The 23324-nt window shown below is 68.2% G+C and carries 21 protein-coding genes; 10 read left to right on the forward strand and 11 right to left on the reverse strand.

All coding sequences use genetic code 11. The features are described from left to right. Positions 1-68: 68 nt before the first annotated feature. A complete protein-coding gene (locus tag U5A56_RS08250; protein ID WP_321921807.1) occupies positions 69-629 on the reverse strand; it encodes a group III truncated hemoglobin in 561 nt (186 codons plus the stop codon). A 265-nt stretch (positions 630-894) separates the two neighbouring features. Between U5A56_RS08250 and U5A56_RS08255 the strand changes: the two genes are divergently transcribed. Together U5A56_RS08255 and clpB are read left to right on the forward strand one after the other, a co-directional pair. Beyond that, entirely contained in the window at positions 895-1413 is a 519-nt protein-coding gene (locus tag U5A56_RS08255; RefSeq protein ID WP_321809163.1) for an Rrf2 family transcriptional regulator, read from the forward strand. 156 nt (positions 1414-1569) lie between these two features. Next, on the forward strand, positions 1570-4167 hold the full coding sequence (gene clpB / locus U5A56_RS08260) for an ATP-dependent chaperone ClpB (RefSeq protein ID WP_321921809.1): 2598 nt from the start codon (positions 1570-1572) through the stop codon (positions 4165-4167). Between the two features lie 122 nt (positions 4168-4289). Here the strand turns inward: clpB and U5A56_RS08265 are convergent, their stop codons facing one another. Together U5A56_RS08265 and U5A56_RS08270 are read right to left on the reverse strand one after the other, a co-directional pair. Continuing rightward, positions 4290-4721, reverse strand: a complete 432-nt coding sequence (locus tag U5A56_RS08265) for a YidB family protein (RefSeq protein ID WP_044847252.1) — start codon at positions 4719-4721, stop codon at positions 4290-4292. Positions 4722-4809: 88 nt separating this feature from the next. Beyond that, positions 4810-5427 carry a ComEA family DNA-binding protein gene (locus U5A56_RS08270; RefSeq protein ID WP_321921810.1) on the reverse strand — a complete coding sequence of 206 codons (618 nt, stop codon included), beginning with the start codon at positions 5425-5427 and terminating at the stop codon, positions 4810-4812. Positions 5428-5713: 286 nt separating this feature from the next. Here U5A56_RS08270 and U5A56_RS08275 point away from each other — a divergent pair, with 286 nt between their 5' ends. Together U5A56_RS08275 and U5A56_RS08280 are read left to right on the forward strand one after the other, a co-directional pair. Beyond that, on the forward strand, positions 5714-6175 hold the full coding sequence (locus U5A56_RS08275; RefSeq protein ID WP_321921812.1) for a MerR family transcriptional regulator: 462 nt from the start codon (positions 5714-5716) through the stop codon (positions 6173-6175). Next, on the forward strand, positions 6159-6593 hold the full coding sequence (locus U5A56_RS08280; protein WP_321809159.1) for a carboxymuconolactone decarboxylase family protein: 435 nt from the start codon (positions 6159-6161) through the stop codon (positions 6591-6593). Before U5A56_RS08275 ends, U5A56_RS08280 begins: the two co-directional genes overlap by 17 nt. A gap of 37 nt (positions 6594-6630) precedes the next feature. Here U5A56_RS08280 and U5A56_RS08285 read toward each other — a convergent pair whose 3' ends face one another. Next, positions 6631-8562 carry a sigma-54-dependent Fis family transcriptional regulator gene (locus U5A56_RS08285; protein WP_321921814.1) on the reverse strand — a complete coding sequence of 644 codons (1932 nt, stop codon included), beginning with the start codon at positions 8560-8562 and terminating at the stop codon, positions 6631-6633. Positions 8563-9085: 523 nt separating this feature from the next. Between U5A56_RS08285 and U5A56_RS08290 the strand changes: the two genes are divergently transcribed. The 6 genes from U5A56_RS08290 to lipA all read left to right on the forward strand — a co-directional run bounded on the left by U5A56_RS08290 (position 9086) and on the right by lipA (position 15203). Next, positions 9086-10144 (forward strand): ATP-NAD kinase family protein, encoded by a 1059-nt coding sequence (locus tag U5A56_RS08290; RefSeq protein ID WP_044847258.1) that lies wholly within the window; start codon positions 9086-9088, stop codon positions 10142-10144. 59 nt (positions 10145-10203) lie between these two features. After that, a complete protein-coding gene (locus U5A56_RS08295) occupies positions 10204-10980 on the forward strand; it encodes an SDR family NAD(P)-dependent oxidoreductase (protein WP_321921816.1) in 777 nt (258 codons plus the stop codon). A gap of 76 nt (positions 10981-11056) precedes the next feature. Further along, on the forward strand, positions 11057-12040 hold the full coding sequence (locus tag U5A56_RS08300) for a thiamine pyrophosphate-dependent dehydrogenase E1 component subunit alpha (protein WP_044847260.1): 984 nt from the start codon (positions 11057-11059) through the stop codon (positions 12038-12040). A gap of 70 nt (positions 12041-12110) precedes the next feature. Further along, entirely contained in the window at positions 12111-13115 is a 1005-nt protein-coding gene (locus U5A56_RS08305; protein WP_044847261.1) for an alpha-ketoacid dehydrogenase subunit beta, read from the forward strand. Between the two features lie 4 nt (positions 13116-13119). After that, positions 13120-14235, forward strand: coding sequence for an acetoin dehydrogenase dihydrolipoyllysine-residue acetyltransferase subunit (locus U5A56_RS08310; RefSeq protein WP_321921818.1), 1116 nt, complete (start codon positions 13120-13122; stop codon positions 14233-14235). Positions 14236-14237: 2 nt separating this feature from the next. Next, positions 14238-15203, forward strand: a complete 966-nt coding sequence (gene lipA, locus U5A56_RS08315; RefSeq protein WP_321800987.1) for a lipoyl synthase — start codon at positions 14238-14240, stop codon at positions 15201-15203. Between the two features lie 15 nt (positions 15204-15218). Here lipA and U5A56_RS08320 read toward each other — a convergent pair whose 3' ends face one another. From U5A56_RS08320 to rho, 7 genes are all read right to left on the reverse strand, one after another. Further along, on the reverse strand, positions 15219-16583 hold the full coding sequence (locus U5A56_RS08320) for an MATE family efflux transporter (RefSeq protein ID WP_321921820.1): 1365 nt from the start codon (positions 16581-16583) through the stop codon (positions 15219-15221). A gap of 2 nt (positions 16584-16585) precedes the next feature. Beyond that, positions 16586-18343 (reverse strand): glycosyltransferase family 39 protein, encoded by a 1758-nt coding sequence (locus U5A56_RS08325; RefSeq protein ID WP_321809154.1) that lies wholly within the window; start codon positions 18341-18343, stop codon positions 16586-16588. A gap of 218 nt (positions 18344-18561) precedes the next feature. Further along, on the reverse strand, positions 18562-18822 hold the full coding sequence (locus U5A56_RS08330) for a type B 50S ribosomal protein L31 (RefSeq protein WP_044847266.1): 261 nt from the start codon (positions 18820-18822) through the stop codon (positions 18562-18564). 158 nt (positions 18823-18980) lie between these two features. Further along, entirely contained in the window at positions 18981-19814 is an 834-nt protein-coding gene (locus U5A56_RS08335; protein ID WP_321921823.1) for a M90 family metallopeptidase, read from the reverse strand. 38 nt (positions 19815-19852) lie between these two features. Further along, positions 19853-21409, reverse strand: coding sequence for an MFS transporter (locus tag U5A56_RS08340; protein WP_321921825.1), 1557 nt, complete (start codon positions 21407-21409; stop codon positions 19853-19855). Further along, on the reverse strand, positions 21406-21906 hold the full coding sequence (locus U5A56_RS08345; protein ID WP_044847269.1) for a MerR family transcriptional regulator: 501 nt from the start codon (positions 21904-21906) through the stop codon (positions 21406-21408). The genes U5A56_RS08340 and U5A56_RS08345 overlap by 4 nt, the downstream gene beginning before the upstream one ends. A 133-nt stretch (positions 21907-22039) precedes the next feature. After that, positions 22040-23302, reverse strand: coding sequence for a transcription termination factor Rho (gene rho / locus U5A56_RS08350; RefSeq protein WP_006478662.1), 1263 nt, complete (start codon positions 23300-23302; stop codon positions 22040-22042). Positions 23303-23324: the final 22 nt, after the last annotated feature.

Genomic DNA, 23324 nt, shown 5'->3' on the forward strand with positions numbered 1-23324 from the left:
CGCGGCGTTCGCATTGTGCGGCGATGTGCCGCAGGCGCTCGAAGGTTCGAGCGCCGCGAATCGTCGTATCAGGCGTCCGGATCCGTGCCGCGTCCGATGATCCTCGCCGGAAACGGCTCGCCGCGGGCGCGTGACGGCAGCGCATGCGGATCGTCGCCCGTGTCGCGGCGGCGCGGCGCGATCGCGTCGAGCAGCGCCTGCTGCTCGGGCGGAATCGGGTAATCCCAGCCGAAGCGGCTCAACTGCAGGCTCTGCGCGATCCGCAGCGCGGGCTCCATGAAGCGGATGGCCGCGGGCGGCGTATAGCGCCCCTCGACGGTCTTCAGGAACAGCGACAGCCAGCGGCTGAAATGCGCGGGCTCGATCCCGTCGAGCGGCTGGTGCGCCTGCTGCACGTTGCCGCGATAGCCCTTGGTGCCGAGCACGAGGCTCGACCAGAAGCTCACCATCTTCGGCAGATGGTCGTCCCAGCGGCCGTCCAGCTTCGCGTCGAACACGGGGCCGAGCAGCGGATCGGCGCGCACGCGGTCGTAGAACGCGTACACGAGGTCGCGGATGTTGTCTTCGGTCGGTTCGGCGTCGCGCAGGCGGGCCGGAGCGGTATCGGGCGTGGCGGGCAGGGCGGTCATGGCAAAAAAGGGCCGGGAAATTCAGGGCATCGGTGACGTATCGGCGGAACGGCGGCGGGGGCAACGCGCAGGACGCCGACGGAATTTTGACGCAAAATAGCGTCCACCCCTGCCTGAAAAATGCGCAGATGTCATGCATCTTATTGCGCGCAGGCCGTCCCGGCAACCCGGCGTCGTCAGTGGCCTCGACAGCCGCCCCGGCGCGTGTTCCGATCGACCCGCTTCGCCCGAGCGGGGCACGATCGACGATTTTCCGTATCTGCTCATGAGACTCACCGACTACACCGACTACTCGCTGCGCGTCATGCTGTATCTCGCCGTGCGCGGCGAGGGGCTCGCGACGATCCAGGAGATCTCGGACGCCTACGGCATCTCGAAGAACCATCTGATGAAAGTCGTGCAGCAGCTCGGCGAGCTCGGCTGGGTCGACACCGTGCGCGGCCGCAACGGCGGGCTGCGGCTGTTCCCCGAATCGCTGAAGCTGACGGTCGGCCAGGTGGTGCGTGCGACCGAGAACGATTTCGCGCTGGTCGGCTGCTTCGTGGCCGACGGCGACGAGGCGCGCGGCTGCGTGATCGAGCCGCAATGCCGCCTGAAGGGTGTGCTGGCGGCCGCGCGCGACGCATTCTTTGCCGAGCTCGACCGCCACACGCTCGGCGAGCTGAGCGTGCCCGCGTCGCCGCTCGCCGCGCTGCTGGGCATTCGTCCGATCGCGCTGGTGCGCGCCGAACCGTCCGGGGATGACGCGCCGGCGGCCGCCGAATCGTCGTCGAGGGGCGACTGACACGCCGGCGCCATCCCCGCCGTCCGCGCTGCGGCCCGCCCACAGGCCGGCGGGTCGCCGCCCGGCGATTTTTGCGTTGAATCAACCCGAATTTCGCTTGAAACCCGTATAACCATCCTCATCTTGGTGTTAATCGAAAATTGGAGGTCTCACCAAATGAGAATCGACAAGCTCACCACCAAGTTCCAGGAAGCACTCTCTGACGCGCAAAGCCTCGCGGCTGGCCGCGACAATCAATACATCGAACCCGTTCACGTGCTGGCGGCGCTGGTCGCGCAGCAGGACGGCTCCGCCCGCTCGCTGATGTCGCGCGCGGGCGTTCACGTGCAGGCGCTGCAAGGCGCGCTGAACGAAGCCATTTCGCGGCTGCCGCAAGTGACGGGCACGGGCGGCGACATCCAGATCGGCCGCGAGCTGGCCGGGCTGCTGAACCAGGCCGACAAGGAAGCGCAGAAGCTCAACGACACGTTCATCGCGAGCGAGATGTTCCTGCTCGCCGTGTCCGACGACAAGGGCGAAGCCGGCAAGCTGGCCCGCCAGCACGGCCTCACGCGCAAGGCGCTCGAAGCCGCGATCGCCGCGGTGCGCGGCGGCTCGCAGGTGCACAGCCAGGACGCGGAAAGCCAGCGCGAGGCGCTGAAGAAATACACGGTCGACCTGACCGAGCGCGCCCGCGCGGGCAAGCTCGATCCGGTGATCGGCCGCGACGACGAAATCCGCCGTTCGATCCAGATCCTGCAGCGCCGCACCAAGAACAACCCGGTGCTGATCGGCGAGCCGGGCGTCGGCAAGACCGCGATCGTCGAAGGGCTCGCGCAGCGGATCGTCAACGGCGAAGTACCCGAGACGCTGAAGGGCAAGCGCGTGCTGTCGCTCGACATGGCCGCGCTGCTCGCCGGCGCGAAGTACCGCGGCGAGTTCGAGGAGCGCCTGAAGGCCGTGCTCAACGACATCGCGAAGGACGAAGGCCGGACGATCGTGTTCATCGACGAGATCCACACGATGGTCGGTGCCGGCAAGGCCGAAGGCGCGATGGACGCGGGCAACATGCTGAAGCCGGCGCTGTCGCGCGGCGAGCTGCACTGCATCGGCGCGACCACGCTCGACGAATACCGCAAGTACATCGAGAAGGATGCCGCGCTCGAGCGCCGCTTCCAGAAGGTGCTCGTCGACGAGCCGAGCGTCGAGGCGACGATCGCGATCCTGCGCGGGCTGCAGGAGAAGTACGAACTGCACCACGGCGTCGACATCACCGACCCGGCGATCGTCGCCGCGGCCGAGCTGTCGCATCGCTACATCACCGATCGTTTCCTGCCGGACAAGGCGATCGACCTGATCGACGAGGCTGCGTCGAAGATCAAGATGGAAATCGATTCGAAGCCCGAAGAGATGGACAAGCTCGATCGTCGTCTGATCCAGCTGAAGATCGAGCGCGAGGCCGTGAAGAAGGAGCAGGATGAAGCGTCGCAGAAGCGCCTGCAGCTGATCGAGGAAGAGATCGAACGCCTCGGCCGCGAGTACGCGGACCTGGAAGAGATCTGGACCGCCGAGAAGGCCGCGGTACAGGGCAGCGCACAGCTGAAGGAAGAGATCGAGAAGGTGCGCGCCGACATCGCGCGTCTGCAGCGTGACGGCAAGCTGGAGAAGGTCGCCGAGCTGCAGTACGGCAAGCTGCCGCAACTCGAGTCGCAACTGAAGCAGGTCACGCAGGCCGAAGAGCAGGAGCAGCACAACCCGACGCGTCCGCGTCTGCTGCGCACGCAGGTCGGCGCAGAGGAAATCGCGGAAGTCGTGTCGCGTTCGACCGGGATTCCCGTGTCGCGGATGATGCAGGGCGAACGCGAGAAGCTGCTGCACATCGAGGAAAAGCTGCACGAGCGCGTGGTCGGCCAGGACGAGGCGATCAGTGCGGTCGCGGATGCGATCCGCCGTTCGCGCGCGGGTCTCGCCGATCCGAACCGTCCGTACGGCTCGTTCCTGTTCCTCGGCCCGACGGGGGTCGGCAAGACCGAGCTGTGCAAGGCGCTGGCGTCGTTCCTGTTCGATTCCGAAGAGCACCTGATCCGCATCGACATGAGCGAGTTCATGGAGAAGCACAGCGTCGCGCGGCTGATCGGCGCGCCGCCGGGCTACGTCGGCTACGAGGAGGGCGGCTACCTGACGGAAGCCGTGCGCCGCAAGCCGTACAGCGTGATCCTGCTCGACGAGATCGAGAAGGCGCATCCGGACGTGTTCAACGTGCTGCTGCAGGTGCTCGACGACGGCCGCATGACCGACGGGCAGGGGCGTACGGTCGACTTCAAGAACACGGTGATCGTGATGACGTCGAACCTCGGCTCGCAGGTGATCCAGGCGATGACGGGTTCGCCGCAGGAAGAGATCAAGGACGCCGTGTGGCTCGAAGTGAAGCAGCACTTCCGTCCGGAGTTCCTGAACCGGATCGACGACGTCGTCGTGTTCCACGCGCTCGATCGCAGCAACATCGAGTCGATCGCGAAGATCCAGCTCGCGCGCTTGCACGACCGGCTCGCGAAGCTCGACATGGCGCTCGACGTGTCGCCGGCGGCGCTCGAACAGATCGCGAAGGTCGGCTACGATCCGGTGTTCGGCGCGCGGCCGCTGAAGCGCGCGATCCAGCAGGAGATCGAGAACCCGGTCGCGAAGCTGATCCTCGCGGGCCGCTTCGGTCCGAAGGACGTGATCCCGGTCGACGTCAACGACGGCCAGTTCGTGTTCGACCGCGTCGTGCACTGATCGCCGGCCATCGGCCGCGTGCCCGGTTCGCGCCGGGCACGCAAAAACAAACACCCCGCTCAGGCGGGGTGTTTGCATATGGGGCGGCCGAAACCGCTGCCGAGGCCGTCAGCCGGCGCGGCTCAGCCTTGCTTGTTGCCGCCGAACATGCCGGCGAGCTGCGTGAGCGTGCCGAGCACGTTCGACGTGTCGATCTGGCCGCCGGCCGGCACTTCGCCGTTCGGCGTCGCGCTGTTGACGACGTGCGGCAGCACCTGCGCGAGGATCGACGAGGCCTGGCCCGGATCGATGCCGATCTTGCTGGCGAGCGAACCGACGACGTCCGAGCCGAGCACGTTCTGCAGCGTGTCGGGCGAGATCGGCTGGTTTTCGCCGGTGCCGACCCACGAGCCGATCACGTCGCCGGCGCCGCCTTTCTGGAACTTCTCGATCAGGCCGTTCAGCCCGCCCGGCTGGTTGTTGATGAATTCGAGCGCGGTCGCGATCAGCGCGCTTTGCGAGTTGCCGCCGGCCTGGCCGCCGAGCAGACCGCCAACGATATCGAGGAGACCCATGGTTCTTCACCTTTACTGAAAAGGGCGCCGTGACGACGGCGCCCGTTGATCGAATGCCGCGCGCACGCCATCGCGCACGCGGCGCACATCAGGCGCCCGACGCCGCGGCGGCGGAGGCTGCCTTGTCCTTCTTGCTCTTCTTCTTCGAACCCTTCGTCGCCTTCGTGGACGACGCTGCGGCCGGCGCGCTCGCGCTCGCGCCCGCGTCGGCGGAGGCCGCCGCGGCTGCGGCCGCCTTGTCCTTCTTCGAGGCGCGCTTGCCCTTGGCCGGCTTGGTCGCCGCTTCCGGCGCGCTCGCGGCCGGTGCGGGTGCCGTCGCCGTCGTGCCGGCCGTCGCGGTCGTCGACGTCGGAGCGGTGCCTGCCGGCGTCGTGGCCGGCGTGGTCGACGGGGTCGTCGCGGCCGGCTTCGACAGCTTCACGCCCTTCGGCGGCGTCGACGAACCGCCGATCGTCAGGCCGTTTTCCTCGAGATGCCCGACCGACTTCGTGCCGAGACCCTTCACGCGGTTCGCGAGATCGTCCGCGTCCTTGAACGGGCCGTTCTTGGTGCGTTCGTCGATGATCGCCTTCGACTTCACGGGGCCGAGGCCCTTCACCGATTCGAGCGCGGCCTGGTCGGCCGTGTTGACTTCGACGGCCGCGGCGAGGCCGGCGGCAAGCGACAGCGATAGCGCGACGAACAGCATCAGCAGCTTTTTCAGCATGGCAAAGGCTCCCTGGTTCTGACGGATGAATGGCTGTTGCAACGGACGGCGGGGCGAGACCTGGCCGGGCGTCGCCGTTAAGCATAGGACAAATGCGTGCCCTTTTTGAGACAGGCTGACCGAATCTTGCTGAAGGCTTGCGTAGCTGTAAAGACGGAAAGCCGCGTCGGGCGGCGGTTTTGACCATTCTTTACGGTGTCCGCGGCGGGGATTCCAAATTGTTGTACTTGGCCGTGCGACAACGCTTGACTTAGAGTGAACTCTAACTCCTAACCTTGTTCCTGCCATGTCGAAAACCGTATCCAGACCTTCCGTCGCCGGTCCGCTCACGATCGGGCAAGTCGCCGAACTGACCGGCGTGTCGACGCATACGCTGCGGTATTACGAGCAGGCCGGCCTGCTGCGCGCGATTTCGCGCACGGCGGCCGGGCACCGGCTCTACGCGCCGGCCGATCTTGACTGGCTGGACTTCGTGATGCGCCTGAAGGCGACCGGCATGCCGATCGCGCAGATGCAGCAGTTCGCGGCGCTACGTGCGCAAGGCGAGTCGACGTTCGGTGCGCGGCGGCGCCTGCTGGCCGCGCATCGCGACGCGGTGCGCGCGCATATCGCGGAGCTGCAGGCGAGCCTCGACGCGATCGGCGACAAGATCACGTACTACGAGACGCAGGAACGCGAGACGGAACGACGGGCGAACCCTACTCACTCATTCTCGGAACAGGACGGACACCATGGAACGACTCGTTGAAGATCGCTACACGCGCGGCTGGAACAAGCTGAAGGAAATCGACGGCGAAGTGGGCGAACGCGTGATCGCGTCGCTTGCGCCGATCGCGCCGGACTTCGGGCGGCTGATCGTCGAATTCGGTTTCGGCGACATCTACAGCCGGCCGCAGCTCGACCTGAAAGCGCGCGAGATCGCGACGATCGCCGCGCTGGCCGCGCTCGGCAACGCGCAGCCGCAACTGAAGGTGCATGTCGAGGCGGCGCTGAACGTCGGCTGCACGCGCGACGAGATCGTCGAGGTGTTCATGCAGATGGCCGTCTACGCGGGTTTTCCGGCCGCCCTCAACGCGTTGTTCGCCGCGCACGAGGTGTTCACGCGGCGCGATGAAGCGGCCGGCCGGGACGGCGGCACGACCGAAGCGGTCGCGCACGCCGCGTGATGCGACGCGTGCCGACGCATCGCGCGAGCCCGATGCTTCAGAGGCGGTGCGGTGCGATGATCCGGTGTTTCGCGATCCGCCGGTACAACGTCGCGCGCGAGATGCCGAGCGCCTGTGCGGCAGCGTCCGGCCGCCAGCGATGCGCGGTGAGCGCCGCGACGATGCGGCCGCGTTCGTCGTCCGGCAGTGCGCCGGCCGGGCCCGCGCCGAGCTGCGCGGCGAGATCGGCCGGCAGGTCGCGCCGCGCCACGCGTGCGGCGTCGCACACCGCGCACGCATAGCGCAGCACGTTGCGCAGCTGCCGCACGTTGCCGGGCCACGGATACGCGGCGAGCTGCTCGGCGAGCGTCGCGTCGAGCGTGAGCACATGGCCGGTCGCCTGCGCTTCCTCGGCGAACACCGCGGCGATCACGTCGCTCACGTCCGCGCGCTCGCGCAGCGGCGGCAGTTCGAACGTCGCGCCGCTCAGCCGGTAATACAGATCCTCGCGGAACGTGCCGTCGGCCACCATCCGCGCGAGATCGCGGTGCGTCGCGCAGATCACGTCGAGATCGACGCGCACCGGCGTATCGCTGCCGAGCGGCACGACCTCGCCGTCGGCGAGCACGCGCAGCAGGCGCGTCTGCAGCGTGAGCGGCATGTCGCCGATTTCGTCGAGGAACAGCGTGCCGCCGTCGGCGAGCGCGATCTTGCCGCGCGCGCCGTGCTTGCGCGCACCGGTGAACGCACCGGCCGCATAGCCGAACAGCTCGCTTTCGATCAGCGCCTCGGGCAGCGCGCCGCAGTTGACCGCGACGAACGGCCGTGCGCGTCGCGCACCGGCGTCGTGGATCGCGCGGGCGAACACTTCCTTGCCCGCGCCGGTTTCGCCGAGCACGAGAATCGGCAGCCGCTTGCTCGCGACACGCAGCGCGAGTTCGGCCTGCTGCGCGACGCGCGCGTCGCTGCTGTGCAGGAACGGCGTCAGCGCGCCGACGTGGCGCTGCGCGGTGCCGGGGCGGCGCGATGCCGGGGCGGCCCGTGCCGTGCCGGTTTCGCGGCCGGCGCGCCGTAGCGGCGCGCGCAGCCGTGCATAGAGCGGGGCGCCGGTCGCGCGCAGCCGCAGCGCGACGATCGCGTCGAGCCGCGCGGCGTCGCGCAGCGGCATCTCGGTCGCATCGAAGATCTCGTCGATATGGCGCGGTTCGCGCAGCGCCGGCAGCGCGTCGCGCGCCGTCCGGTTCGCGGCGACGATATTGCCGCATTCGTCGAATGCGATCAGCCATTCGGGCTGCGCCTCGACGTAGTGACGATTCGGATGCCCGAACAATATCCAGTGCTGCGCGGTGCTGTGCACGAAGTAGCCATCCTCGATCAGCGCCGCGCTCTGCCGCACGAGCTGGTACACGAGACGCTGGCTGTCGCGGCCGTCCGGCGACTGGACGGCCGACGCATCGAGCACGCCGATCAGTTCGCCGCCCGGCGCGAAGATCGGGGCCGCGCTGCAGGTGAGCGTGGTGAACGCCGCGCGGAAGTGGTCGGTCTTGTGCACGGTGATCGGCGCGAGATCGGTCAGCACGCTCGCGACGCCGCAAGTGCCTTCCTCGCTTTCCGACCAGCACGAGCCGATGTGCAGCCCCGCATGACGGAAGTCGTTGCGGCGTTCGCGGTCGATCCGGTAATCGATCGTCACGCCGTGCGCGTCGGTCAGCATCACGCAGTAGTCCGCGACGCGAATCATGTCGTGCAGGCGCGTCAGGCACTGGCCCGATGCGCGCAGGAAGGCCTCCTCCTTGTCGCGCACCTCGCGCAGCTCGGCCGCGGTCAGCACGCGCGGGCCGATCGACGACGCCGGGTCGAGCGCGTAGCGCTCGAGCGAGCGCTGCCACGACGACACGAGACGCGCGGAATCGGCCGGCGCGGGCAGGCGTCCGGCGAGCGCGCCGAGCACACGGTCGGCGTGCTGGGCCTGGGGGACGGCATAAGGCATGATCGGCTCCGGTTCCGTACGGCGGGGAATTCGATGTTCTTGTAGCACATCCGCTTGCGCGGATCACATTGCATCGCAGCACGCGCGCGGCGTGAGACGTTCGTCTCAGCGGTATCTCAGCCGGTCTCGCGCGGCTGAGACGCGCGCGCAGGCCGCGCGCAACGGTGGGCCGGCGCACGGCGGTGCGCGCCGCGCCGCGAGCCGCGTGGCTTGCCGGCGAAATTGCGGTCCGGATGAAGGCGCCGAAACCGGCGCGCCAGGAGATCGACCGCGTGAGACGCACGGGCGGTTTCGCAGGGCGTCGGGCCGTCGCGGCAGCCGATGCCGATGCCAAGCGTACCCGCCGAGCCAGTCCGCACGCGGGTTTCGCGGTCATTGCACACACGGTGGCACGCCGCTTGCAGATGTCACGGGCAAGCCGGCGCAAGCGCGTCGGCGACGACGATCCGCTGCCCTCGATGACGGCGGACGACACATGCAAGGCCGGCGCGCGAGCGCCGGCCCACTGGATGGAGACAAGCCCGTGACGACGCCCGTGACCGTCGGCGTGATCGCGAACCCCGCATCGGGGCGCGACATTCGCCGCCTGACGACGCATGCATCCGTATTCCCGACGGCGGAAAAGGCCAACATGGTCGTGCGCCTGCTCGCCGGCCTCGGTGCGATGGGCGTCGAGCGCGTGCTGACCTTGCGCGACAAGACGGGCATCGCGACGCTGCTGATGCGTGCGCTCGATACGCATCGCGCGGTCGCGCCGCACGAGCGCTGGCCCGACGTCGAATTCGTCGACCTGCCGATCTCGGACACCGTCGCCGACACGCAGGCCGGTGCCGCCTACATGCGCCGGATGGAAGTCGCGCTGATCGTCGTGCTCGGCGGCGACGGCACGCATCGCGCGGTCGCCGCGCATTGCGGCGCGACGCCGCTCGTCGCGCTGTCCACCGGCACCAACAATGCGTTTCCCGAACATCGCGAAGCGACCGTCGCGGGCGTCGCGGCAGGACTCGCCGCGACCGGCGCCGTGCCGGCGGAGGTCGCGTTCACGCGCAACAAGCGGCTCGTCGTGCGCTGCGCGGCGGGCGCGAACGCGGGCCGCGAGGAGATCGCGCTCGTCGACGTGTGCGCGGCCCGCCAGCGCTTCATCGGTGCGCGCGCGATCTCGGGGCCCGACGACATCGACACGCTCTACCTGACGTTTGCGGAGCCGGATGGCATCGGCCTGTCCGCGCTCGGCGGCGCGTGGGCACCGCTCGAGCGCAGCGCGCCGCACGGGCTCGCGATGCGCTTCGCCGCCGACGGCAAGACCGCCGGCACGCCGCTCGTCGCGCCGATCGCACCCGGCCGCGTCGATCGTGTCGTGATGCGCAGCTGCGAGCGGCTCGAGCCGAATGCGTGGCAGACGATCCCGTTCGAGCACGGCACGCTCGCGTTCGACGGCGAGCGCGAGATCGAGGTCGCGCGCGGCGAGCGCTACGAGATCGCGCTCGACTGGCGCGGGCCGTTGACGGTCGATGTCGGCCGCACGCTGCGTTACGCGTCGTCGCGGCGGTTGTTGCGCGATGCCGGCGCGTGGCGTGGTTGAGCATCCGTCGTCCCGAACAGTATTTCGGCATCCATAACGATCATCAAGGAGACATTGCCATGAAAAACCCGCTCGAAGGACAGGTCGCCATCGTGACCGGCGGCGCGCGCGGCATCGGCCGCGGCATTGCGCTGACGCTCGCCGGCGCGGGCGCCGACATCCTGCTGGCCGATCTGCTCGACGACGCACTCGACGCGACCGCCCGCGAGGTGCGCGCGCTCGGCCGCCGCGCGGCGATCGCGAAGGTCGACGTCACGCAGGCCGCGCAGGTCGACGCGATGGTCGCGCAGGCGCGCGCCGAACTGGGCCGGCTCGACATCCTCGTGAATTGCGCGGGCGTGATCAGCATTCATCCGGTCGAGGCGCTGACCGAGCGCGACTGGGATTTCGTGATGGACGTGAACGCGAAGGGCACGTTCCTCGGTTGCCGCGCGGCGCTCCCGCATCTGAAGGCGCAGGGATGCGGCCGGATCATCAACGTCGCGTCGATCGCGGGCAAGGAAGGCTTTCCGAATCTCGCGCATTACAGCGCATCGAAATTCGCGGTCGTCGGCTTCACCAACGCGCTCGCGAAGGAGCTTGCGCGCGACGGGGTGACCGTCAACGCGATCTGCCCCGGCATCGTCCGTACCTACATGTGGGACCGGCTGTCCGACGAGTGGAAGACCGACGGCGAATCGGTCGAGGAATCGTGGCAGCGGCACCAGTTGACGCTGATCCCGCAGGGCCGCGCGCAGACGCCGGAAGACATGGGCCGGCTCGCGCTGTTCTTCGCGACGATGGACAACGTGACCGGCCAGGCCGTGAACGTCGACGGCGGCTTCACGTTCCATTGACGGCGCACGCCGTGCAATCCGTCGCCGGGGCGTTGCCGCGGCGGCATTCGCAGTCAGACCTATCCAGGAGACACACATGACCGTTTCGACACAGCTCAGCAGGGACACGCTGCTGGACGCCTACCGGCTGATGCGCACGATCCGCGAATTCGAGGAGCGCCTGCACGTCGAGTTCGCGACCGGTGAAATCCCCGGCTTCGTTCACCTGTACGCGGGCGAGGAGGCTTCCGCGGTCGGCACGATGCTGCATCTCGGACTTGCAGACTACGTCGCCACCACGCACCGCGGGCACGGCCACTGCATCGCGAAAGGCGTCGACGTGCACGGGATGATGGCCGAGATCTACGGCAAGAAGACGGGCGTCTGCCACGGCAAGGGCGGCTCGATGCACATCGCCGACCTGGCGATGGGGATGCTCGGCGCGAACGGGATCGTCGGCGCGGGCGGCCCGCTCGTGTGCGGCGCGGCGCTCGCGGCCAAGCACAAGAAGACCGGCGGCGTCGGCGTGTGCTTCTTCGGCGACGGCGCGTCGAACCAGGGCGTGATCTTCGAATCGATGAACCTCGCGTCGGTGTGGCGCCTGCCGGCGATCTTCGTGGCCGAGAACAATGGCTATGCGGAAGCGACGTCGTCGAGCTGGTCGGTCGCGACCGACAACATCGCCGACCGCGCGAACGGCTTCGGGATGCCGGGCGTGATCGTCGACGGCTTCGACTTCTTCGCGGTGCACGAGGCGCTCGGCGAAGCCGTCGCGCGCGCGCGCAACGGCGGCGGCCCGACGCTCGTCGAGGTGAAGTTCACGCGCTACTTCGGCCATTTCGAAGGCGATGCGCAGACCTACCGCGCGCCGGGCGAAGTGCAGAAGCTGCGCGACGAGAAGGATTGCCTGAAGCATTTCGAAGCGCGCGTCGTGCGTGCCGAGGTGCTGACGACCGACGATCTGCGCGCGGTCGATGCGCAGGTGAAGGCGCTGATCGACGATGCGGTCGCGCAGGCGAAGGCCGCGCCGCTGCCCGACGCGGCCGACCTGCTGACCGACGTGTACGTGTCGTACCCGTGAGCGCGCTCTGACATAGCCGCCGGCGGCCGGCGCAGCCGGCACGCCGAACCGAATATCCCAGGAGACAGACATGGCAAGGAAGATCACTTATTCGCAGGCGATCAACGAGGCGCTCGCGCAGGAAATGGCGCGCGACGACAGCGTGATCGTGATGGGCGAGGACAATGCGGGCGGCGCGGGTGCGCCGGGCGAGGACGACGCATGGGGCGGCGTGCTCGGCGTGACGAAGGGGCTGTTTCACAAGTTTCCGGGCCGCGTGCTCGATACGCCGCTGTCGGAAGGCGGCTACATCGGCGCGGCGGTCGGCGCGGCCGCGTGCGGGATGCGGCCCGTCGCGGAGCTGATGTTCATCGATTTCATGGGCGTGTGCTTCGACCAGATCTTCAACCAGGCCGCGAAATTCCGCTACATGTTCGGCGGCAAGGCCGTGACGCCGGTCGTGATCCGCGCGATGTACGGCGCGGGCCTGCGCGCGGCCGCGCAGCATTCGCAGATGCTCACGTCGCTGTTTACGCACATTCCGGGGCTGAAGGTCGTGTGCCCGTCGACGCCTTACGACGCGAAGGGGCTGCTGATCCAGTCGATCCGCGACAACGATCCCGTGATCTTCCTCGAACACAAGCTGCTTTACACGCGCGAAGGCGACGTACCTGAGGAATCCTATGCGATTCCGTTCGGCGAGGCGAACGTCGTGCGCGAAGGCGACGACGCGACGATCGTCACGTACGGCCGGATGGTGCATCTCGCGACCGACGCGGCCGCGAAGCTCGCGAAGGACGGCATTCACGTCGACGTGATCGACCTGCGTACGACGTCGCCGCTCGACGAGGAAACGATCCTCGAAAGCGCGGCACGCACCGGGCGCGTGGTGGTGGTCGATGAAGCGAACCCGCGCTGCTCGATCGCGACCGACATCGCCGCGCTCGTCGCACAGCGCGCATTCCGGACGCTCAAGGCGCCGATCGAGCTCGTCACCGCGCCGCATACGCCCGCGCCGTTCGCCGGCGTGCTGGAAGACCTTTACATCCCGTCCGCCGACGCGATCGCGCAGGCGGTACTCAAGACCAGGAGCTGACACGATGTCGATTCACATGATCACGATGCCCAAGTGGGGGCTGTCGATGGAGCAAGGGCAGGTCAACGGCTGGCTGAAGGCGATCGGCGAGCGCGTGACGAAGGGCGACGAAGTGCTCGACGTCGAGACCGACAAGATCTCGTCGGGCGTCGAGTGCGCGTTCGACGGCACGCTGCGCCGGCAGGTCGCGCAGGAGGGCGAGACGCTGCCGGTCGGCGCGCTGCTCGGCGTGGTGGCCGCGGCCGAGGCGAGCGATGCCGACATCGACGCGGCGATCGCCGAATTCCAGCGCGATTTCGTGCCGGCCGCGGCCGCCGACGACGCGGCCGGCCCGCAGCCCGAGAAGGCGCAGATCGGCGGACGCACGGTCCGGTTCCTGAAGCTCGGCGACGGCTCGGGCACGCCCGCCGTGCTGATCCACGGCTTCGGCGGCGACCTCAACAACTGGCTGTTCAACCACGCGGAGCTCGCCGCGCACCGGCCCGTCTGGGCGCTCGATCTGCCGGGGCATGGCGAGTCGGGCAAGGCAGTCGACACCGGCAGCCTCGACGAACTGGCCGATGCGGTGCTCGCGCTGCTCGATGCGCAGCACATCGAGCGCGCGCACCTGATCGGCCATTCGATGGGCGGCGCGGTGGCGATGACGTTGGCCGACAGCGCGCCGGAGCGCGTCGCATCGCTGACGCTGATCGCGAGTGCTGGGCTCGGCGCCGACATCAACCGCGATTACATCGACGGCTTCGTCGCCGGCAACAGCCGCAACACGCTGAAGCCGCACCTCGGCGCGCTGTTCGCGGACCACGCGCTCGTCACGCGGCAACTGGTCGAGGATCTCGTCAAGTACAAGCGGCTCGAAGGCGTGCAGGCCGCGCTGGAGAAGATCGCGAGCGCCGCGTTCGACGGTGCGGCCCAGCGGCGTGTGTTCCGCGACCGCGTCGGGGCGCTCGCGCCGCGCACGCTTGTGATCTGGGGCGAGCACGACCAGGTGATTCCGGCGCGGCACGCGCAGGGCTTGCCGGACGGCGTGCGTGCCGAGGTGATTGCCGGCAGCGGCCACATGGTGCAGATGGAGGCGGCTGCCGACGTGAACCGCCTGATCGTCGCGTTCCTCGGAGACTGACGATGACCGCCGCGCTCGAACGACCCAGCCTCACCGCGCTCGGCCAGCCGGGCGCGCGCAGTCGCGACAAGCTCGCGCGCATTCCGGTGCGCGTCGAGCCCGCGGGCGGCGCGGCGCTGCCGAAGCCGCCGTGGCTGCGGGCGCGGCCGATGATGAGCGGGGCGGTCGCCGACATGGCGGCCGTGCTGCGCGAGCATCGGCTGCATTCCGTCTGCGAGGAGGCGATGTGCCCGAACATCGGCGAATGCTTCGCGCAGCGCACCGCGACCTTCATGATCATGGGCGGGCTGTGCACGCGGCGCTGCCCGTTCTGCGACGTCGCGCACGGCCGTCCCGAGCCGCTCGATCCCGACGAGCCCGCGCGGCTCGCGGCCGCGGTCGCGGCGCTCGGGCTGCGCTACGTCGTGATCACGTCGGTCGATCGCGACGACCTGCGCGACGGCGGCGCCGCGCATTTTGCCGCCTGCATCGCGGCGGTGCGCGCGAGCGTGCCGGGCATCGGCGTCGAGGTGCTGACGCCCGATTTCCGCGGCCGCGTCGCGCGTGCGCTCGATGCGTTGTCGTCGGCGTGGCCGGACGTGTTCAATCACAACATCGAGACGGTGCCGTCGCTGTATCGGGCGGCGCGGCCGGGCGCCGACTATCGCGGCTCGCTCGAACTGCTCGCGCACGCGAAGGCCGCGCGGCCGACGCTCGTGACGAAATCGGGCTTGATGCTCGGGCTCGGCGAGTGCGACGACGAGGTGCGGGACACGCTGCGCGACCTGCGCGCGCACGAGGTCGACGTGCTGACGCTCGGCCAGTATCTCGCGCCGTCCGCGCACCATCTGCCGGTGCGACGCTACGTGAGCCCCGATGCGTTCGCCGCGTGGCGCGACGAGGGGCTGGCGCTCGGTTTCAGGGAAGTCGTTGCCGGACCGCTCGTGCGGTCCTCGTACCACGCGGCCGACGTGCTGGAGGACGCGTAGGCCGCACGCCGTGCGTCATGCGCCGTATGCGCCGACGGCCGGTTGCGCGTGGCTGACGTGGCGCAGGTAGAGCGCGAGGCCCGCGCCCGCCAGCATCAGGCTGATCGTGTTCGCGAACCAGAAGCCGCGCGCGCCGGTCAGCCAGGCGGGGGCGAGGCCGCCGACGTCGAAGCCGAGCACGTAGCCGCCGCCGAGTCCGACGCCCCACAGCGCGACCGCATAGATCACGGTCGGCACGACCGCGACCTTGTACGCGCGCAGCACGAAGGCGGACGTGATCTGCAGCGCGTCGAAGAAGTGGTAGCAGGTGACGATCGCGACCAGCGGCAGCGCGGCGGCGGCCACGGCCGGATTCGGCGTGTAACCGCTGACGATCAGCGGACGCAGCGTGAACACGAGCACGCCGTACGCGGCCGCGATCCCGCACGCGAGCATGACGCTGTGGCGGCCGAGCAGCCGCGCCTCGTCCGGGCGGCCGGCACCGAGCGCGCGGGCCACCAGCGTCGACGCCGCGACCCCGATCGACAGCGGCGTCATGTACAGCACCGCGCCGATGTTGCCGGCGATCTGGTGGCCGGCGAGCGTCGTCGTGCCGAACTGCGCGATGAAGAGCGCCATGCACGTGTACGACGTGACCTCGATCAGGTACGACAGGCCCATCGGCACGCCGAGCTTCAGGATCGCCTTCTGGCGCGCCCAGACGGGCCAGCAAAAGCGCGAGAAGATCGAAAGCGGCGAGAACACGTCGAGCTTCGCGAGCAGCGTGAAGCCGATCAGCGCGAGCGCCCAGTTGATCAGCGTACTGGCGAGCCCGCAACCGGGGCCGCCGAGGGCCGGCACGCCGAGCCCGCCGAAGATGAACCACACGTTGAGCGGAAACTTGAGCAGCAGCGCGCCGACCTGCAGGATCATCGCGAGGCGCGGCTTGCCGGCCGCGTTGGTCAGCGCGTTGTAGATCCGGAACACGAGGCTCGCCGGCAGGCCGTACGACAGGATTCGCAGGTAATCGACCGTGCGGTCGTGCAACGCGGACGGCGCGTGGGCGATGTGCAGCAGCGGTTCGGGAAAATGCAGCAGCAGGAAGCCGGGCACCGCGAGCATCAGCGCGAGCCACAGCGCCTGGCGGACTTCCTCGCCGATCTCGGCGTAGCGCCGCGCGCCGTACAGCTGCCCGGTGATCGGCTGCAGCGCGGACAGGATGCCCGTCAACCCGATGTAGACCGACACGTAGATCGACGAACCGAGCCCGAGCGCGGCGAGGTCGATGGCAGAGTAGCGGCCGACCATCGCCGTGTCGATCACGCCGAACGCGATGATCGCGAGCTGGCCGACGAGCACCGGCCACGCGAGGCCGACGATCCGGCGGATGTCGGCGAACATCGTCAATCGACCGCCCGGTGGCGTGGGCCACGGCGCTTGACGGGCGCCGCCGGCCGCTCGATGCGCTCGTACAGGCGGAAGCGCTCGTCGCGGTCGGCCACGCGGCGGCCTTCCCATACGAGGCGCCACACGTATTGCGACATCGCGCTCGGCTCGCCGAAGTCGGAGCGATCCTGGCGCAGGATCACGTCGCAGTCGCCCGAGAATTCGAAGTGCATGTCGCCGAAATACGCGAAGGTCGCGATCTGCGCATCGCCGAGCCGCACGGGCGAGATGCACTCATAGTCTTTCGGCAGGTGCGACGCGATCTGTTGCGCGACGTCGCTGTAGGTCCGGCCGTAGTTGACGATCGGCAGCCACAGCGTCATCAGCAGCACCCACATCAGCGTGGTGCCCGCACCCGACAGCACGACGCTGCGCCACAGCACCTTCGGCTGGCGCGACACGCGCCAGCGCGCGAGCAGGCACCAGCACACGGTGACGATCACCGCGCAGACGAACGACAGGATCTTGAAGTGCGGTTCGTAGCCCGGCACGAGGCGCGCGAGGTTGCGCGCGAGCGGATGCGGGAAGCCGGTGAGCGACGCGAGCCACACGAGCCACACGAAGGTGCCGAGGATCGTGAAGCTCAGCACCGCGAACCAGTCGAACGCGTTGATCGCGCCGCGCTTGAGGGTCGGCAGCGCGAAGGTGGCGAGCACCGCGAGCGGCGGCAGCAACAGCATGTACATGCGGTTCGACTGCTGGCTCTGCAGGATCACGAGCGCGACGAGCGGCACCACGACCGACAGTGGAATCGCGATGTGCGCGCGGCGGCGCATGCCGGCCCAGCTCCACCAGGCCCAGATCGCGAGCGGCCATGCGGGCCACGTAAACAGCGGCAGGTTCTTTGCCGCATACGCGAGCACCGCGGTCGGCGGGCCCGAGAAGCGCATCAGGCTGCCGTGGATCCACTGATTGAAGAACCATGCGGCGTCGTCCGGCGCTGCCTGGAAGGCGGCGAGCGGCCACAGCGCGAAGATCGCGGCCGCGAGCGGCAGGCCGATCAGCGGCAGGCGCAGGTTGCGCATCTCCGGCGTGACGAGCCACAGCGCGGCCGTGCCGGCGAGCAGCGCGATGACCAGCACCGGGTTGCCGGACAGCGCGACGAGGCCGATCGCGGCGCCCCACCACAGCGCACCCTGCAGCGGCTTGTCGATGCCGCGCACGATGCCGTACACGAACATCGCGATCCACGCGAACTGCGCGAGCTGCGGCGTCGTTTCGTGGCCGCGCTCCGCGAGCCCGAAGCATGCGACGAGGACCAGCAGCGCGCCGTCGGCGAGCGTGCGGCCGTAGTCGCGCGGCTCCGGCTCGCCGCCGAATGCGTACTTGAACGGTTGGACCTCCGCACGCCGGCCGAGCAGATAGGCCGCATACCAGACGAACGCGCACGCGACGCAGAACAGCACGCCCGTGTCGACGCGCGACGCGTTGCTCGCGTCGACCCACGGCGCCAGCGCGCGGATCGACAGCGCGCCGAGCCAGTAGGCGAGCGGCCCGTCGGTCGTGATGAACTTGCCGACGAGATTCGGCAGCAGCCAGTCGTGCCAGCCGCCGGTGGCCATCGTCCACATCACGCCGAAGCCCGCCGCGTCCTCGTTCTTCCACGGATCGCGGCCGAACAGGCCGAACGCCGCGTAGACGAGGCAGAGCGTGAGCAGCAGCCAGCGCGGCAGCGCGCGCGTGGCGGAGGCGGTGAGGCGAACGACAGGCTTCATGCAGATGAGCGATTTGTTATGAGCGGGCGGCCGGTGCGGTCATGCGCCGACGGCGCGGATTCGAGCATCCGGCATTGTAGACGCGCCGGCCGTTGCGCGTCAGACGATTGCCCGGCCGCCGTGCGGCGTTGTCCCGGCGAGCGGCGACAAAAAAGGGCAGCCTGGGCTGCCCTTTCGTGCGGTACCGGTGCGTTGCAACCACCGGAACGGTGCGAAGCTTACTTCGCCTTGCCGTTGGCGCGAACGCCGAACTTGTTCTTGAACTTCTCGACACGGCCTGCCGTGTCCATGATCTTTTGCTGACCCGTGTAGAACGAGTGCGATTCCGACGACACTTCGATCTTGGCGAGCGGGTAGGTCTTGCCTTCGTGTTCGATGGTTTCACGCGTCTGGATCGTCGAGCGCGTGATGAACTTGAAGCCGTTCGACATGTCTTGGAAGACGACTTCGCGGTAGTCCGGGTGAATGCCAGGTTTCATGATGTTCCTTGGTGAGAGCGGTAGCCAACCCGCCGCTTGCCGTGCCGGACCGCACGCATTTGCGCGATTTCAGCCGACGTCAAGCCCGGCGCGAGCCACTTGCCTAAGGTCGAAAAACGGCGATTATGCCAGAAAATCAGACGGTTGACGAATAATTTTCATCGCGTGTCGAGGGCGCCCGTGCGGGCCGGATCCTGCCGGTAATAGCGGGCGAGCAGCCGGTAGAGCTCCGGAAATTCGGACTCGAACGCGCGCGGTCGCACGAACAGCGCCTCGCTGCACACCGCGAAGAACTCCGACGGGTGATCGGCCGCATAGGGATCGATCAGCGAGTCGCGCTCGAAGCGCGCCCACGCGCGATCCGGCACCGCATCGACGCGCGCGCAGAACTGGTCGTACGCGTGCTCGAACACGTCGGCCCACGCCTGCGCGTCGAGGTGCGGCGCGTGCCAGCGGCGAAAGAGGGGCGGATAGCCGTCGGCCTCGCCGTTGACCATGTCGATCTTGTGCGCGAACTCGTGGATCACGACGTTGTACGCGTCGCGGCCGTCCGTCATCTGCGCGTCTTCCCACGACAGGATCACCGGCCCCCCTTCCCACGCTTCGCCGCTCGCGTCCTGCTCGACTTCATGGACGACGCCGTCGTCGTCCTGCACGGTCTTGCGGATCACGAATTCGCCCGGATACACGACGACGCCGACCCAGCCGTCATACAGCGACAGATCGAGATTCAGCACGGGCAGGCACGCCTGCGCGGCGATCGCGACGATCATTTCGTCGGTCAGCTCGAGCCCGTGCGCGGTCGAAAACGATTTCTTCGCGATGAACAGGCTCGTCAGCTCGCGCAGGCGGCCCAGGTCGGCGGGCGTCAGCGCAGCGAGGAACGGCAGGCGTGCGACGGTGTCCTGCCACAGCGCATCGGGAATCGGATGGCTGCGCAGCGCGCGGTCGCGGCGGCGATCGTCGAACCAGCGGGTCAGTTTCGAGAGCATGGAAGCAGCGCGGGGAAATCCAAAGCCTGTCTTTTAACTCAATCGATCTCTTTTTGCCATGCCGCGAACAGGCCGCCGACCAGCGCGACGCCCGCCAGGAAATAGAAGCCGTCGAGCGACGCGAGGAACGACGCCTGTTGCGCGACCATCCGCGCGATCGATGCGATCGCGAGGGCGTGCGCCTCGTTCAGTGCATGGCCGGCGGCCGCATAACCGCGCGTGAGGGCGTCGACGGTCTGCTGGAACAGCGGATCGAACACGTTCGCGCGCTCGACGAGCCGCGTCTGGTGCAGGGCCAGCCGGTGTTGCTCGACGATGATCACCGACGACGTCGCGAACGAGATCGTCAATTGCCGCACGATGTTCTTCAGCCGATAGCCGTGCGTGTACTCGTCGATCGCGAAGATGCGGAACGTCAGGTTCGCGACCGGCAGCACGATGAACAGCAGCAACAGCCCGCGCAGCAGCAGCGGGACGATCAGCGCGGCCTCGCCGACCTGGGGCGTCATCCGCGTCATCCACAGCGCGGCCGTGACCGCGATCGCGAACCCCGGCACGACGAACCACTTCTTGTGCGTGACGCGCTTCGCATGGCGCAGGTAGGCGAACAGCGCGGTGGCCGAGATCAGCGACATCGTGCCGACCAGGCGCCCGGCGTTCTCGACCGGATAACCGAGCCCGCCTTCGAGCAGGCGGGACGTCAGGTAGCTGAAGCCCGTCGACTCGTAGTAATAGAACATGTACAGCAGCAGCCCGACCTGGAACGTACGTTCGCGAAACGCGTGCAGCCGCACGAGCGGCGTCGGATGGTTCCACTGGTGATAGGCGAACCACGCGAGCGCGCCGAGGCCGGCGATCGTCAGCAGGATCAGCATCGGCGAGCCGCTGTAGAGCTGGTAGTGCACCTGCTGCAGCACGATCTGCAGCGCGCCTTGCGCGAGCGCGAACACGACGTATGGCCAGAAATGCCCGGAGCCGCGTTCGTCGTCGGGCGTCCTGCCGGAATCGGGGAGCGTGAGCAGCGCGAGGATCGCGAACGCGATGCCCGCGGGCGCGGTGCAGGCGAACAGCGCGCGCCACGTCGAATGTGCGACGAGCAGCCCGCCGACGATCGGCGCGAGCGCGCTGCCGAGCAGGATCATGATCAGGAACGCGCGCGTGGCGGGCGGCCGCTCCTGCGGCTTGAAGCTGACCTGGATCAGGATCCGGCAGGCACCCATCATCGGGCCGATGAAATAGCCCTGGAAGCCGCGCGCGAACGCGAGTTCGAGCGACGTGTCGGCGAGCGCGGCCGCGATCGCGCCGAACGAGAACATCAGCATGCAGCCGGCGACGTAGCGGCGATGCCCGAGCCGGTCGACCCACCATTGCTGCTGCAGGATGCCGAGCACGGCCGTGACCGCATACGCGCTCGACGACCACACGAGTTCGTCGGGCGATGCGTTGACGCCGCCCGCGATGTAGCTCGCGAAGAACGAGAAGGCCGCGTTGTCGAAATAGTCGATGCCGGTGACGAGCGCGAGCGCCCACGGGAACAGGTCCGCGCGCAGGTTCGCGCGGCTCCAGAGCGGCGAGCGACCCGGCGCGACGTTCATTCCCGGTCCTTGCGCGTACGCCGCGCGCCGGCCTCGGCCTGCCGTTGCGCGATCAGCGCGTCGGGGTTTTCGCCGGCGAGGCGCCGTTCGACGTAGTCGATGTCGTGCTGCAGTTCCTTGCGCAGCGCGACCGCTTCCTTCAACTCGCGCTGGACGGCCGCGATCCGCTCATCGAGCGTGTCGATCTGTTCGGCGAGCCCCGAGCGGATCTCGCGCAACGATGCGTCCGAATAGCGGCGCCGGCCGTCTCCTGTTTCTTCCAGCGGGCGCTTGAGCATCTCGGTGATGCCGTGCAGCGAAAAGCCGAGCGCGCGCAGCCGCAGGATGCGGGCGAAGCGTTCGAGATCGGCTTCGTCGTACAGGCGATAGCGGCCGCCGCTGCGCGACGGCGTGACGAGTCCGCGCTCTTCGTAGTACTTCAGCGTGCGCGGCGTGACGCCGAGCCGCGACGCGGCGTCGCTCACGGTCAGCAACGAGGGGGAGGCGTCGTTCGGCATCGGGGTGGCAGGGGCTTCGGTCGGGACGATGGCGCGATTATAGATCAACCTGTACGTTCACGTACAGGTTGGTGCGAAAAAACGGCCGCCGGGCGAAACGCGCGGGCGGCCGTTCGGTGCGGGGCGAGGGCGATCAGCCGCCGCGGCGCATCAGGTCGAAGAACTCGGAATTGCTCTTCGTCTGGCGGATCTTGTCGAGCAGGAACTCCATCGCCTCGACTTCGTCCATGTCGTGGATGAATTTGCGCAGCACCCAGATCTTTTGCAGGATCTCGGGCTTGATCAGCATTTCTTCGCGGCGCGTGCCCGACTTGTTCAGGTTGATCGACGGATAGACGCGCTTTTCCGCGAGACGGCGCTCGAGGTGCACTTCCATGTTGCCGGTGCCCTTGAACTCTTCGTAGATCACGTCGTCCATGCGGCTGCCGGTCTCGATCAGCGCGGTGCCGATGATCGTCAGCGAGCCGCCTTCCTCGATGTTGCGCGCGGCACCGAAGAAGCGCTTCGGACGCTGCAGCGCGTTCGCGTCGACACCGCCCGTCAGCACCTTGCCCGACGCCGGGATCACGGTGTTGTAGGCGCGGGCGAGACGCGTGATCGAGTCGAGCAGGATCACGACGTCGTGCTTCATTTCGACGAGGCGCTTGGCCTTCTCGATCACCATTTCGGCGACCTGCACGTGACGCGTGGCCGGTTCGTCGAACGTCGATGCGATCACTTCGCCGGCGACCGAGCGCTGCATTTCGGTCACTTCTTCGGGGCGCTCGTCGATCAGCAGCACGAACAGGATGACGTCCGGATGGTTCTGCTTGATCGCGTGTGCGATGTGCTGGAGCATCACGGTCTTGCCCGACTTCGGCGACGCGACGAGCAGGCCGCGCTGGCCCTTGCCGATCGGCGCGATCATGTCGATGATGCGGCCCGTGACGTTTTCTTCGCCGCGCATTTCGCGTTCGAGCGACAGCGGCTTGTTCGGGTGCAGCGGCGTGAGGTTCTCGAACATGATCTTGTGTTTCGAGGCCTCGGGCGGCTGCCCGTTGACTTTGTCGACCTTCACCAGCGCGAAGTAGCGCTCGCCGTCCTTCGGCGTGCGGACTTCACCTTCGATGGTGTCGCCGGTGTGCAGGTTGAAGCGGCGGATCTGCGACGGGCTGATGTAGATGTCGTCGGTGCTCGCGAGGTACGACATTTCCGGCGAGCGCAGGAAGCCGAAGCCGTCCGGCAGCACTTCGAGCGTACCGTCGCCGAAGATCGTCTCTCCCGTCTTGGCGCGCTTTTTGAGAATGGCGAACATCAGCTCCTGCTTGCGCAGGCGGTTCGCGTTTTCGATCTCCAGGCCATTGGCCATTTCGATCAGTTCGGACACGTGCAGAGACTTGAGCTCGGATAAATGCATACGGAGAACCCGCCAGGGAGGA

It is taken from the genome of Burkholderia sp. BCC1998 (assembly GCF_905339875.1).
Taxonomy (GTDB): domain Bacteria; phylum Pseudomonadota; class Gammaproteobacteria; order Burkholderiales; family Burkholderiaceae; genus Burkholderia.

Bases quoted from the DNA above. Each gene is read 5' to 3' on its own strand.
- U5A56_RS08250 (WP_321921807.1), bottom strand. From the start codon at position 629: ATGACCGCCCTGCCCGCCACGCCCGATACCGCTCCGGCCCGCCTGCGC.
- U5A56_RS08255 (WP_321809163.1), top strand. From the start codon at position 895: ATGAGACTCACCGACTACACCGACTACTCGCTGCGCGTCATGCTGTAT.
- clpB (WP_321921809.1), top strand. From the start codon at position 1,570: ATGAGAATCGACAAGCTCACCACCAAGTTCCAGGAAGCACTCTCTGAC.
- U5A56_RS08265 (WP_044847252.1), bottom strand. From the start codon at position 4,721: ATGGGTCTCCTCGATATCGTTGGCGGTCTGCTCGGCGGCCAGGCCGGC.
- U5A56_RS08270 (WP_321921810.1), bottom strand. From the start codon at position 5,427: ATGCTGAAAAAGCTGCTGATGCTGTTCGTCGCGCTATCGCTGTCGCTT.
- U5A56_RS08275 (WP_321921812.1), top strand. From the start codon at position 5,714: ATGTCGAAAACCGTATCCAGACCTTCCGTCGCCGGTCCGCTCACGATC.
- U5A56_RS08280 (WP_321809159.1), top strand. From the start codon at position 6,159: ATGGAACGACTCGTTGAAGATCGCTACACGCGCGGCTGGAACAAGCTG.
- U5A56_RS08285 (WP_321921814.1), bottom strand. From the start codon at position 8,562: ATGCCTTATGCCGTCCCCCAGGCCCAGCACGCCGACCGTGTGCTCGGC.
- U5A56_RS08295 (WP_321921816.1), top strand. From the start codon at position 10,204: ATGAAAAACCCGCTCGAAGGACAGGTCGCCATCGTGACCGGCGGCGCG.
- U5A56_RS08300 (WP_044847260.1), top strand. From the start codon at position 11,057: ATGACCGTTTCGACACAGCTCAGCAGGGACACGCTGCTGGACGCCTAC.
- U5A56_RS08305 (WP_044847261.1), top strand. From the start codon at position 12,111: ATGGCAAGGAAGATCACTTATTCGCAGGCGATCAACGAGGCGCTCGCG.
- U5A56_RS08310 (WP_321921818.1), top strand. From the start codon at position 13,120: ATGTCGATTCACATGATCACGATGCCCAAGTGGGGGCTGTCGATGGAG.
- lipA (WP_321800987.1), top strand. From the start codon at position 14,238: ATGACCGCCGCGCTCGAACGACCCAGCCTCACCGCGCTCGGCCAGCCG.
- U5A56_RS08320 (WP_321921820.1), bottom strand. From the start codon at position 16,583: ATGTTCGCCGACATCCGCCGGATCGTCGGCCTCGCGTGGCCGGTGCTC.
- U5A56_RS08325 (WP_321809154.1), bottom strand. From the start codon at position 18,343: ATGAAGCCTGTCGTTCGCCTCACCGCCTCCGCCACGCGCGCGCTGCCG.
- U5A56_RS08330 (WP_044847266.1), bottom strand. From the start codon at position 18,822: ATGAAACCTGGCATTCACCCGGACTACCGCGAAGTCGTCTTCCAAGAC.
- U5A56_RS08335 (WP_321921823.1), bottom strand. From the start codon at position 19,814: ATGCTCTCGAAACTGACCCGCTGGTTCGACGATCGCCGCCGCGACCGC.
- U5A56_RS08340 (WP_321921825.1), bottom strand. From the start codon at position 21,409: ATGAACGTCGCGCCGGGTCGCTCGCCGCTCTGGAGCCGCGCGAACCTG.
- U5A56_RS08345 (WP_044847269.1), bottom strand. From the start codon at position 21,906: ATGCCGAACGACGCCTCCCCCTCGTTGCTGACCGTGAGCGACGCCGCG.
- rho (WP_006478662.1), bottom strand. From the start codon at position 23,302: ATGCATTTATCCGAGCTCAAGTCTCTGCACGTGTCCGAACTGATCGAA.